Source organism: Corallococcus llansteffanensis, assembly GCF_003612055.1.
Lineage (GTDB): Bacteria > Myxococcota > Myxococcia > Myxococcales > Myxococcaceae > Corallococcus > Corallococcus llansteffanensis.
Window position 1 is genome coordinate 1 of record NZ_RAWB01000311.1, and the last position, 11,939, is coordinate 11,939.

The following is an 11,939-nucleotide window of genomic DNA, read 5'->3' on the forward strand; positions in this document are numbered from 1 at the left end:
GTGCGGGGGGAAGGCGCGCCGTGTCCGCGTCGGCGCTGTTCTCCGGGGACCGCGTGAGCCAGGAGGCCAGCAGTGCGCACAGCAGCAACACGCCCAGGCTCACGCCGGGGATGACGAGCCAGTGGAGGAGGGTGCGTTGCGAGGGCGCCATGGCGGGAGCCCGCGTGTCATACCCGCCTCACGGGGGAAGCGTGAAGCGGGGATGCACGCGAGCGCCCGAGGCTACGGGTACACCTCGCGGCGAGGCGGCGTCGGATGCGTCGGCGGCGTGGTGGTCACCGCGCCCTCGGCGCCGATGCGCTGGCGGCGGCTGACGCCCAGGGTGGCGCCCAGCACCGACGCGATGAGGCCCAGGAGGAGCCCCGCGAAGATGCCCCAGAAGACGCGGCCGGAGCGGTCCGCCACCTGCATCGCGCCCTGGCCCACCTGCCCGGCCACCTCCCCGACCTTGCCCTTGGCCTGATCCACCTGCTGCTGCACGCGGGTGGCCACCTCCTCGGCGTCCTGGCGCGACAGGTTGGTGTTCTGCGCGATGTTGCTCACCAGCAGCTCGCGGTCCATCCGGCCCTGGCGCACGCCCTCGGAGACGATGTCCTTGGTCGCCGCCTGCAACTGGTCCGGCGTGATGGCGGGCTTGCCCTCCTTTTGCAGCCGCTGGTTGACGGGCGCGAGCGCGTCGTTGGCGTCGAGTCCGAAGGTCTGCGCGGCGGATCCGCCCTCCTTCACGGCCCCCACCGCGGCCGAGCCGCCCGCCTCCACCGCCGCCTTGCCGACGTTGAACGCCGCGCCGAGCAGCGACGACAGCACCATGCCCAGCATGATGACGCCCAGGAGCGTCGTCAGGCCCCACATCACCGCGCCGTGCATCGCGCCCGCGGTCTTGTCCACGATGCCCGCGGTGCGCGCGGCCACGATGCCGCCCACGAAGAGGGCGATGAGCGGCGAGATGACGCCCCAGATGCCGGTGAAGATTCCCGCGGAGCGCGCGCTGCCCGTGTTGCCCGGATCCACCGACGACAGGCCCAGCGCGAGCCCCAGCGTGTACAGGAGGATCCACACGCCCAGCGCGACGAAGGTGCCTCCGAAGATGGCGCCCCAGCTCAGCTTGGACGGGTTGCCCGCAATCGCCGGAATGCTGCCGGCCCTCTCGCTTTCGACAATGGCTGCCATGGGGGTTCACCCTCGCTTTCGTGCATCCCCCGGCCGCGTTCGTCACGGTGGGGGCGTACGTATCTGGGTTGAAGGTGTGCACCCTGGAAGTGCTGTCATTGAACCCTCGCCCGGTCGCACTGTCCGCAAGGGGAGGGTGGGTGGCTGGCCCGGCTCAGCGCAGCCCCAGCGCGTCGAGGAGCTGTGCCTCGCGTGCCACCACTGGAGCATGGGGCAGCACGTCCCTGTCGAAGCGCGCGACGAGCGCGGGCAGGTCCACCGGGCTGCCGTCACCCAGGCCGCTCCAGGCGGCGAGCAGGCCCAGGACGTGCTCGCGGGGCCGGCCGCGCGCGCGCAGCTCCGCCAGCGCGAAGGCCCCGTCGCGCTTCGCCAGCCGCTTGCCGTCCTCGCCCAGCACCAGCGGCACGTGGAGGAAGGCGGGCGCGGGCAGGCGCAGGGCTTCATAGAGCTGGAGCTGGCGGGGCGTGGAGGACAGCAGGTCGTCGCCCCGCAGCACGTGGGTGATGCGGCTGTCCGCGTCGTCCACCACCACCGCGAGCTGGTAGCTGGCCACGCCGTCATTGCGGCGCACCACGAAGTCCCCCACCAGCGCCTGCACGTCCTGGACGAAGGGCCCCATCAGGTCGTCCACGAAGCGCACCTCGCCGGGGCGGGCGCGGAAGCGGTACGCGGGGGCGCGCGTGCGGGAGCGCTCGGAGACCTGCGCGGCGGTGAGGTTCGCGCAGGTGCCCGGATAGCGCGGGCCCTCCTCCGACAGGCCGTGGGGCGCGCTCGCCGCGCGGGCGATCTCCGCGCGCGTGCAGAAGCACGGGTAGATGAGCCCCTCGCGCTCGAGCCTCGCCTGGGCCTCGCGGTACACGTCGTCGCGGGCGCTCTGCACGAGCGGCGTCTCGTCCCAGTCCAGGCCCAGCCAGCGCAGGTCCTCGTAGAGGTCCTCCACGAACTGGGGCTTGCAGCGCGCGCGGTCCAGGTCCTCGATGCGCACGAGGAACGCCCCGCCCGCGGCCCGCGCCTGGAGCCAGCCCAGGAGCGCGCTGCGCACGTTGCCCAGGTGCATCCGTCCGGTGGGGCTGGGCGCGAACCGCCCTCGCATCGTTGGCGCGGCCATGACGGCGCGACCATAACTTCCCCGCCCTCCCGGCTGGGAGAGAATGCCCCGCCCCTGGCCTCCGTTCCCCAGGGGTGACCCCGTCCATGCGCTTCCTGCACTGCTCCGACGTCCACATCACGGAGGACTACTTCGCCCTCCCGCTGCACAAGCTGGGCTGGCGCCGCTGGGTGGCGCTCGTGGAGCTGACGGCCGGCGGCCGGGCGAAGGCCTACCGGAACGCGCAGCACACGCTCTCCGCCATCGCCCGCGACGCGCAGACGCACGGCGTGGATCACTTCATCCTCTCCGGCGACCTCACCGCCTACGCGCTGGAGGGCGAGTTCCGCGCCGCCCGCGCCGCCCTGGGGCCCCTGGCCTCGTCGCCCGCGCGCTGCACCGTCATCCCGGGCAACCACGATGTGTTCACCCCCGGCAGCCATGAGAGCGGTCGCTTCGCCCGGCACTTCGGCGAGCTGCTGGAGAGCGACCTGCCCGAGTACCGCCGCGAGGGGCCCTTTCCCTTCGTGCGGCTCGTGGGGGACGGGGCCGCGGTGGTGGGGCTGTGCTCGGCGCGCTCGCTGCCCTCCCCGGGGCTGTCCTACGGCACCATCGGGCCCGCGCAGCTCGAAGGCCTGGCGGCCCTGGTGGCGGACCCCCGCCTGGACGGCCGCGCCATCCTGGTCGTCGTGCACCACGCGCCCCGCAACTCCTCCGACCACGCGGACGGCTGGCACCACGGCCTGCGCGACGCGGAGGCCCTCCTGAAGCTGCTGCCGGGCCCGCGCTTCGCGGTGCTCCACGGCCACATCCACCAGCGCTACCACCACCCGGCCACCGTGGACCGGCCCCACCTGTTCGGTGCGGGCTCCTCCACCCAGGCGGGTAAAGAGGGCTACTGGCTCATCGAGGTGGAGGGCGGCGTGGTGGTGGGGGGCACGAAGCAGGTGCCTGGCTCTGTATCAGGGGCCACCTGACACGGCCCACGCGTGGCGGTAGAAGGGGCGGACATGACCCCCGCGCCCACCACCCCACCCGCTGAGTTGTCCCTGGAGGAGTACCGCTTCCTGCGCCAGCTGGGGCGCGTGGCGGACGACCTCCTGGAGGAGAGCCTCCGGGAGCGCGAGACGCTGGCCCAGTGCTTCCGGCGCTGCTTCCCCACGCTGCTCCAGCACACCGGCGCGCGCGCCATCGCGCTCACCACGCGCGACGAGGAACTGGTGGAGCAGACCTGGAGCGAGGGCAACTGGGGCGGCATCTTCCCCGGCGCGCTCCTGGCGGGCGCCACTGGCGTGCGCGCCCATGGCGCGGACACGCTCGTCACCCAGACGCTGGACGTGGCCGGCTCACCGGTGGGCACGCTGGGCCTGCTCTACGCGGGCGTGCCCGTCGACGCGGAGACCACCGCCAGGCGGCTGCGCGCGCTGGACGTGCTGGCGGAGGAGCTGGATACGGTGCTGATGCTGGTCCACACCGCTTCGGAGAAGCACCAGCTCATCCTCCAGTGCAACGAGCACCTGGCCAACCCCGTCTTCGAGGCGGGCATGGACCAGGCGGTGCGCACGCTGGCGCAGCGGGTGCGGCTGCCGGGCTTCCTGCTGCTGTACCGCGACGCCGTGCAGCCGCACGTGCTGCACTACCGCACCTACCGTCACGGCCAGCTGGAGTACGAGAGCGGGGAGCAGCCCAGCTCTCCGCTGGAGACGCTGCTGCAACAGCACGGCACGCGGCTGCTGCACGGTGACGCGGGCGTGCTCAAGCGGCTGTTCGACGGGCGCACCACGGAGGCGGTGCTCATCTCCGCGGCGGCGCGCAGCGAGCCCCTGGGCAAGATCGTCGTCTGGAGCAACGAGGGCTTCTCCGCGTACGCGATGGACCTCATCCGCGTGCTGGCCTCCACGCTGAGCCAGCGCCTGCTGGACTACAACCGCGAGCGCATCCACCTGTCGCAGTTCTTCCCCACGGACTCCATCGACGCGCTGCTGGAGGACCCGGACTACGCGCGGCACCTGCGCGCGCAGGAGCAGGAGGTGGGCATCCTGTTCGCGGACATCAACGGCTTCACGCGCATCTGCGAGCAGGGCTTCGACAGCCCGCGCAGCATCGGCCGCTTCGTGGACGAGTGGAGCGCGCGCGCCGTGGACTGCATCTGGGCGCATGGTGGCGTGTTCGACAAGATGGTCGGCGACTGCGTCATCGGCCTCTTCGGTCCGCCCTTCTTCCAGGCGGATCGCGTGCGCCGCGCGGAGGCCGCCGTGCGCGCCGCGTGCGACATCCAGGCCTTCACGGCGGAGCTGGGCGCGCGCGCGGAGGTGGCGGCCCTGTGCCAGCGGGTGGGCCTGCCCGGGCTGGGCGTGGCCGTGGGCGTGAACCTGGCCAACGCGAACTGCGGCCTCTTCGGCCCCAACCGCAACTACACCGCCTTCTCCAGCGGGATGAACCAGGCCGCGCGCCTCCAGTCCCTGGCGGGCTTCCGCGAGACGCTGGTGATGCAGAGCGTGCACGAGGCGCTGCGCACGTCGCAGGAGCCCTTCGTGCGCAAGCTCCAGTTCGGGCCCCTCACGGAGACGCCGGTGAAGAACGTGGCCCAGCCGCTGCGGCACTACCAGCTTTCGCTGTAGGACTCGCGCGCGGCCGGGCCGCGGAACGTCAGGCCAGCAGGTGCGTGCCCGCGTAGCGGCGCGAGAAGTGGATCCACCGGCGGTCGTCCACCTCCACCTGCCACTCGCTGTTGGGCGTCAGCGGCAGGCGCTGCTTGAGGAAGCTCTCCAGGTGATCCGCCGCCTTGATGGGCGTCAGCCCCGGCGCGCGGAACGCGATGTGGAGCGTCACGTCCAGCGTCGGCGCGACGTCCACCGACGCGCAGATGCGCAGGGAGCCCACGCGCCGCTGGTACTGCATGTCCGACGCCGGCCACGCGGCGGAGCCCTCGGGCTGCGGTGCCGCCTGCTCGAGCCAGTTGTCGGGGATGAGGATGAAGTCGAGCAGGTTGCTGCTCGCCTCTTCCACCGTGCCGTGCTCCTGGATGGAAAGCATTGCCCACCTCCTCCGGGAAAGCCGTTGGGTTTGCGTGGAAGCCGTCGCCAAAGAATGTGCCCACGAGCCAGTGCCACGCAAGGGCCTGCGCAAATGCGCGACGGACCCACACGCCATGGTGCACGCGTGGGCGGGCGCACCCTAGCGGATGGGGGTGACACGACAGGTCGGGTGTCCGGGGCGGGTGTGCCGCGCGACCCTGTTGTTGCTCAGGACGCGACGGGAAGCGTGCGGCGGGGCTTGCGCTCCACGGCGGCCTTGAGCTGGCCGCAGCCCGCGTCGATGTCGATGCCGCGTCGCTGACGCACCGTGCTGGGCACCCCGTGCGACGTGAGCACGTCTTGAAATGCACGCACCGCGTCCGGCACGCTGGGGCCGCCGTCGTAGCCCACGGTGGGATTCAGCGGGATGACGTTCACGTGCGCGTCCATCCCGTGCAGCAGCACGCCCAGGTGGTGCGCGTGTTCGGCGGTGTCGTTGCGGCCGGCGATCAGCGTCCACTCGAAGAAGATGCGCCGCTTGCGCTTCGCCACGTAGTAGCGGCACGCGTCCATCAGTTCGTTGAGAGGCCAGCGCCGGCCCGCGGGCACCAGCGCCGCGCGCTCCGCGTCGGTGGCGCCGTGGAGGCTCACCGCGAGCTGCACCGGGCGCGCCTCGTCCGCGAGCCGGAGGATGCCGGGCACCACGCCCACCGTGGACAGCGTGATGAAGCGCGGCGCCAGCGCGAGCCCCTTGGGGTCCACGAGGATGTCCACCGCGGCCATCGTGTGCTCGTAGTTGTGCAGGGGCTCGCCCATGCCCATGAGCACGATGTTGCGCAGCGCCTCCCCGCGCTCGCGCAACAGGCGCGTGACGTGGAGCACCTGCCCCACGATCTCGCCCGGCGTGAGGTGGCGCGACAGCCCCATCTGTCCGGTGGCGCAGAAGACGCAGCCCATGGCGCACCCGGCCTGCGTGCTCACGCACACGGTGGCGCGGCCCTTGAAACGCATCAGCACCGTCTCGATGGTCTGCCCGTCGTGCAGGCGCAGCAGCAGCTTGTGCGTGAGCCCGTCGCTGCTGAAGCTCTCATGGTGCGTGGCGAGCGCTCCCAGCTGCGCGCGCTCCTGGAGCACGGCCTGGAGGTCCGGCCGCAGCCCCGCCACGTCGCCGAGCGCCGTCACCCCGTCCCGGTACAGCCCCGTCCACACGCGCTCGCGGTACTGGGGGCTGAAGCCCCAGTCGCCCAGGCGCGCGTCCAGCGCGGGGCGCGGCAGGTCATAGAGATTGAGGAGGGCGGGGGCGTCCGACATGACGGGGTCGAGATAACACACCCCGGCCCCCGCGCACCCGGGGCCGCAAGCCCGCAGGGCGACCAGGGGGGCGTGCGGCGCGGTGGAGGACGGATTCGCGGGAGGTGCGGCGTCCACCGGGTGACACCCGGCGTGCCAGCGCGGTGCGTCGTGCCAATCGTGGAGGGCCTATGGGTCTTGCCATCCAGCAGGAGGAGTTCACGCCGGAGGAGCACGAGCGGTTCGTGCAGCGGCTCGCGGAGAGCCTGGAGGCCCTGCGCGCGCTGCTGAAGCGCCCCGGCTTCGGCGTGGGGCCCACGACGATGGGCGCGGAGCTGGAGGTGTACCTGGTGGACGGCGCGGGCCACCCGCTGCCGGTGAACCAGCAGGTGCTGGCGCGGACGCAGGACGACCGGGTGACGCTGGAGCTCAACCGCTTCAACATGGAGGCGAACGTGCGGCCCTCGCTGCTCGCGGGGCGGCCATTCACCGCGCTGCGGGTGGAGCTGGAGGACGTGCTGAAGGAGCTCCAGCGCGCGTCGGCGCTGGAGGGCGCGCGCGTGGCGGCCATCGGCATCCTGCCCACGCTGCGGCAGGCGGACCTGGGCAAGGGGGCGCTCACCCAGCAGCCCCGCTACCGGGCCCTCAACACCGCCATCCGCAAGCGGCGCGACGGGCCCTTCCAGGTGGCCATCGCGGGCGACGACACGCTCAACCTCACCTGGGACGACGTGACGCTGGAGGGGGCCAACACGTCGCTCCAGTACCACCTGCGCGTGGCGCCGGAGGACTTCGCGCGCGTGTACAACGCCGCGCAGCTCGCCACGGCGCCGGTGCTGGCGGCGGCGGGCAACTCGCCCTTGTTCCTGGGCAAGCGGCTGTGGGAGGAGACGCGCGTGGCGCTCTTCCAGCAGGCCACCGACGACCGCAGCGAGAGCGCCGACGAGGCGGCCCACCTGCACCCGCGCGTGACGTTCGGCCACGGCTGGGTGCGCGAGGGCGTCCACGAGCTGTTCGCCGAGGCGGTGGCCCTCTACCCGCCGCTCCTGCCGGTGCTGGGCAAGGAGGACTCCCCCCTGGACATCGTCGCGGCCGGGGGCGTGCCGGCGCTGGAGGAGCTGCGGCTGCACCAGGGCACGGTCTGGTGCTGGAACCGCGCCATCTATGATCCGCACGGGGACGGCCACGTGCGCATCGAGTTCCGCGCGCTGCCGGCGGGCCCGACGGTGGTGGACATGGTGGCCAACGGCGCGTTCCTGCTGGGCCTGACGCTGGGGCTCGCGGAGCGGATGGACGCGCTCCTGCCGGCGCTGCCCTTCTGGCAGGCGCGGCGCAACTTCAAGCAGGCGGCGATGCGCGGCCTGGACGCGGTGATGCTGTGGCCGGCGGAGGTCGCGCCCAGCCCCCGCCCGATGCCGGTGGTGGAGCTGGTGAAGCACCTGCTGCCCATCGCGCGGCGCGGCCTGACGGAGCACGGGGTGGACGCCAGCGAGGCGGACGCGATGCTGGACATCATCGCGCAGCGCGTGGCCCTGCGGCGCACCGGGGCGCGCTGGCAGCGGGAGGTGCTGGCCCGGCTGGAGGCCCACATGCCCCGGCAGGACGCGCTGGCGGCCCTGCTGGAGCGCTACCTCCACCACTCGGATTCAGGGCTGCCCGTGCACACCTGGCCCGTGGAGTCGCCCTGAGCCCTGGCTGAGCCGGGCGGAAGGGGGTCTTGTCCGGACGCGGGCGTCGCTGTGAATATGGAGGCCCGCCGGGTCGTCAGCCCGAGGGCCCCGCGCCACGCGCTGAAGGATGCCGTCCGTGACTTCCTCCACCTCCCCGTCGTCCCTCTCCGGCGCGCGCCGGAGGTTCCTCCTCGTGCCCCTGCTCGTCTGCGTGAGCGCGGTGACCGCGTGCTCATCCCTCCGGGGCAAGGCCAATGACCTGGCGGAGAAGGGCCGCTTCGTCGAAGCCGCCGAGCTGTACGTGAAGGTCGTCGAGGATTCGCCCAACGACCCGGAGCTGCGCTCCTCGCTGGACGACCTGCGCTGGCGCGGCCTGTCGCAGCTGCTCACCCAGGCGCGGCAGGCCCGCGTGGAGGGCCGCGACGAGGACGCGGAGCTGAACCTGGAGCAGTTCCTCACCTACCGGAAGAAGTGGAGCTCCAAGCTGGACGGCGGCATGGAGAGCTCGCTCCTGGAGGAGATGGGCGGCACGCACCGGCACCTGCGCCAGCTCATCAACGAGCAGGCGAAGCGGGGCAACGCGCTGACGGCGGAGGCGCACCTGAACCGCAAGCGCGCGCTGCTCGCGTACGCGGAGATGGCGCCCATCCGGCGCGACGTGGAGGAGGCCGTGCAGCAGGGCGGCGCGGCGACGTGCGACCGGCTGAAGCAGGAGCCGGCGAACGGCACCGCGCACTGGGCGGAGCTGGTGGCGCGCTACTGCCGACACTACCGCCAGGACGCGCCCCGGGCGCCGCTGTTCCCGGAGGCCCTGGGGGTTCCCACGTTCCAGGTGTCCCTGGAGGGCATCAGCAACGACGTCGTCCAATACCTGCTGTCGCGGCTGGCGGGTGCGTTCGAGTCCTCGCCCTGGTACGGGGAGGGCTCCCCGCGCCGCCCGCCGCTCACCGTGCAGGGGACCCTGAGCGAGGAGCGCACCAGCCAGCCGGTGTCGCTGACGGCGCCGTGGACGGAGCAGGTGCCCTACACCGCCCACGAGGACCGCACCGCGACGGCGGAGGTGCCGTACACGGTGGAGGAGTCCTACGTGGACAAGGGGGAGATGAAGAAGCGGCTCGTCACCCAGAAGAAGACGGTCGAGTACAAGACGACGGTGGAGGTGACGAAGTACCGCGACGTGCCGCGCTCCTTCGAGTACCGCGCGCTGCGCCGGGGCGTGGAGTACCACTTCGCGGTGGTGGCCCAGGCCGTCCTCCAGGAGCAGCACGCGCCCCTGGCGGTGAAGGCGGAGAAGTCCCTGTCCGCCTCCGGCTACGAGCACAACATCACCTTCGACCCCGGCAACGTGAGGCCGGAGAAGTTCTCCCAGCCCAGCAAGGACGGGTGGCTGGACGGGGAGTTGAGGGGCTACGAGCAGATCTTCTTCCAGACGCTCCTGGCCCGCTGGCAGGACTCCTTCTGCAAGGCGCCCGCACTCACCCGCGAGGAGGCGGCCCGCTGCGCTCGCGGCGGCGCGGAGCTTCCCGCGCCCGCGCGGCAGGCCCTGCTGGACACGCTGGGCGAGGACGCCGGATACGTGCACCAGCTCTTCGTCTGGAACTGACGGGGCGCTTCAGCCCTCGTCCTCCGCGCCCTTGCGCAGCCCCAGCAGGCGGCGAAGGTCGCGCGCGGACTGGCGGCTCACCTCCACCGAGTGCCCCCGCGCCGTGCGCGCCAGGTAGCCGCCCGTCTCCAGCGGCTCCAGCCGTGTCACGTGCGACAGGTTGAGCAGCGCGCGCCGGTGCACCCGGTGGAAGTGCTCCGCGGGCAGCTTGTCCGCCAGCTCGTTGAGGGTGAAGTCGGTGAGGAAGTCGCCCTGGGCGGTGAACACCGTGACCAGCTCGTCCTCCAGCGACGCGTGGGAGATGGCGTCCGGCGACACCAGCACCAGCCCCTGCCGCGTGGGGATGGGCAGCCGCGCGAAGGCGGGCCGCTCCGTGGAGACCGGTGGAGGCACGGGGAGCACTTTCGCCTTCGCGGGCGGGGCCACCGCCGGCTGCCGGGCCCGGACGCGCTCCAGGGCCTTCTGCAGCCGGGCGGCTTCCACGGGCTTGAGGACGTAGTCCACCGCGCCGTGCTCGAAGGCGTTCACCGCGTGCTCCGCGTGGGCGGTGCAGAAGATGACGTGGGGCCCCCCTTGCGGCAGCAGGCCCATGGCGTCCAGGCCGCTCAGGCCCGGCATGTGGATGTCCAGCAGCACCACGTCCACGCCGCCCTCCCGCACCCGGGCGAGCACCGCGTCCCCGTCCACGGCCTCGCCGCAGACGCTCACGTCCGGCAGCGCGGCCAGCAGGCGGGACAGGCGCTTCCTGGCCAGCAGTTCGTCATCGGCGATGAGGACGCGCAGGGGCTCTCTCACGTGAGGACTCCGGGTTGGGGGCCCTGGCGGGGCAGGGTGACGGTGACACGGGTGCGTCCGTCCGCGCTCGTGAGCGACAGCGACGCGCGGCCGGCGTAGGCGAGCGCCAGGCGCCGCTCCACGGTGGGCAGTCCCACGCTGCCCTCGCGGGGGCCCCTGGACGCGCCCGGGTTGTCGATGGACACCTCCACCGCCCCGTCGCGCGCCACGCCCACGCTCACGAGCAGCGGACCCCGGTGCCCTGAGGCCGGCCCGTGCTTCACGGCGTTCTCCGCGAGCGGCAAGAGCAGCAGCGGCGGCACCGGCACGTCCCCAAGGCCGTCCGCCACCGTCATGCGCAGTTGGAACAGGTCCGGGTCGCGCAGCAGGTGCAGGTCGAACAGCGTGCGCATCAGCTCCAGCTCCTGCGACAGCGGCCAGGTGACGCTGCGCACCCCGGCGAGCACCGAGCGGAGCATCGTGGACAGCCGCAGCACGGCGGCCTCGGCGACGGCGCCGTCCTCGCGGCACCACTCCGCGATGGCGTTGAGCGTGTTGAAGAGGAAGTGCGGATCCAGGTGGCTGCGGATGGCCAGCAGCTGCGCCTGTTCCGCCTCCCAGGCGAAGCGGGTGGCGCGCGCGCGCTCGCGGGTCAGCGTCTCCTCGAAGCCGATGTCCCGCCCCAGGCCCCAGCCGGCCACGAGGAACAGCCCGCCGCAGACGGCCAGGTTGTACCGCTCCGACAGGAAGGTGGGCTGCATCTCGGTGAGGCGCGGCAGCGCGTACCCCACGGACAGCACCACGCCGCAGCCCACCGCCGCGTAGAGCAACAGGCGGATGCCGCCGTGGCTCAGGTCCAGCCCTTCGGGGAACAGCACCCGGTACGACACGGGCGCGACGGCGACGCACAGCAGGCACAGGAGGATGCCCAGCCACAGCGCGTGCGGATCCACGCTCCAGCGCACCTGGGCCGCGAGCAGGGGCAGTGACACCAGCACGATGGGCCCCAGCCGCAGCGGCGCGACCAGGGCGCGCAGCGTGGCGCGAACGATGGACCCTTCCGACGTCTCCGACATGCTCCAGCGGAAGGCTACACCGTCCGGCCTCCTAGCGCCGGGGGATGGGGGCCGGGACCAGGTCCAGGACGAGCGTCCCGGCGAGGACGGCCGGGAAGAAGAGGAGGGCAAGCACGAACAGGAGCGGCGAGCGCAGTGAGAACATGGGGGGTTTCTCCAGTGTCCGTGAAACATGCCCACGCACTGTGGCACCGCCCCAGGGGCCCTCCGGGGAGGGTTGCGCCCGGCCGTCGCGCAGTGGGGGTGAGTGGT

The 11,939-nt window shown here is 72.6% G+C and carries 10 protein-coding genes; 4 read left to right on the forward strand and 6 right to left on the reverse strand.

Annotated elements, in window-relative coordinates; translation table 11 throughout:
• Positions 1–222: 222 nt before the first annotated feature.
• Both D7V93_RS25970 and gluQRS read right to left on the reverse strand, forming a co-directional pair.
• Entirely contained in the window at positions 223–1,170 is a 948-nt protein-coding gene (locus tag D7V93_RS25970; protein WP_120645955.1) for a hypothetical protein, read from the reverse strand.
• A 154-nt stretch (positions 1,171–1,324) separates the two neighbouring features.
• On the reverse strand, positions 1,325–2,278 hold the full coding sequence (gluQRS, locus tag D7V93_RS25975) for a tRNA glutamyl-Q(34) synthetase GluQRS (RefSeq protein WP_120645956.1): 954 nt from the start codon (positions 2,276–2,278) through the stop codon (positions 1,325–1,327).
• A gap of 86 nt (positions 2,279–2,364) precedes the next feature.
• Between gluQRS and D7V93_RS25980 the strand changes: the two genes are divergently transcribed.
• Together D7V93_RS25980 and D7V93_RS25985 are read left to right on the forward strand one after the other, a co-directional pair.
• Positions 2,365–3,234 carry a metallophosphoesterase family protein gene (locus D7V93_RS25980; protein WP_120645964.1) on the forward strand — a complete coding sequence of 290 codons (870 nt, stop codon included), beginning with the start codon at positions 2,365–2,367 and terminating at the stop codon, positions 3,232–3,234.
• A gap of 33 nt (positions 3,235–3,267) precedes the next feature.
• On the forward strand, positions 3,268–4,878 hold the full coding sequence (locus D7V93_RS25985; RefSeq protein ID WP_120645957.1) for an adenylate/guanylate cyclase domain-containing protein: 1,611 nt from the start codon (positions 3,268–3,270) through the stop codon (positions 4,876–4,878).
• Positions 4,879–4,906: 28 nt separating this feature from the next.
• Here the strand turns inward: D7V93_RS25985 and D7V93_RS25990 are convergent, their stop codons facing one another.
• Together D7V93_RS25990 and rlmN are read right to left on the reverse strand one after the other, a co-directional pair.
• Positions 4,907–5,293, reverse strand: a complete 387-nt coding sequence (locus D7V93_RS25990; protein ID WP_120645958.1) for a hypothetical protein — start codon at positions 5,291–5,293, stop codon at positions 4,907–4,909.
• A gap of 209 nt (positions 5,294–5,502) precedes the next feature.
• Positions 5,503–6,585: a dual-specificity RNA methyltransferase RlmN gene (gene rlmN, locus D7V93_RS25995; RefSeq protein ID WP_120645959.1), complete on the reverse strand. Its 1,083-nt coding sequence runs from the start codon at positions 6,583–6,585 to the stop codon at positions 5,503–5,505.
• A 170-nt stretch (positions 6,586–6,755) separates the two neighbouring features.
• Between rlmN and D7V93_RS26000 the strand changes: the two genes are divergently transcribed.
• Both D7V93_RS26000 and D7V93_RS26005 read left to right on the forward strand, forming a co-directional pair.
• Positions 6,756–8,252 (forward strand): glutamate-cysteine ligase family protein, encoded by a 1,497-nt coding sequence (locus tag D7V93_RS26000; RefSeq protein WP_120645960.1) that lies wholly within the window; start codon positions 6,756–6,758, stop codon positions 8,250–8,252.
• A 118-nt stretch (positions 8,253–8,370) separates the two neighbouring features.
• Positions 8,371–9,837, forward strand: coding sequence for a hypothetical protein (locus D7V93_RS26005; protein WP_147451323.1), 1,467 nt, complete (start codon positions 8,371–8,373; stop codon positions 9,835–9,837).
• Positions 9,838–9,846: 9 nt separating this feature from the next.
• Here D7V93_RS26005 and D7V93_RS26010 read toward each other — a convergent pair whose 3' ends face one another.
• A complete protein-coding gene (locus D7V93_RS26010) occupies positions 9,847–10,632 on the reverse strand; it encodes a LytR/AlgR family response regulator transcription factor (RefSeq protein ID WP_120645962.1) in 786 nt (261 codons plus the stop codon).
• A complete protein-coding gene (locus tag D7V93_RS26015; RefSeq protein ID WP_120645963.1) occupies positions 10,629–11,687 on the reverse strand; it encodes a sensor histidine kinase in 1,059 nt (352 codons plus the stop codon). The genes D7V93_RS26010 and D7V93_RS26015 overlap by 4 nt, the downstream gene beginning before the upstream one ends.
• Between the last annotated feature and the right edge of the window lie 252 nt (positions 11,688–11,939).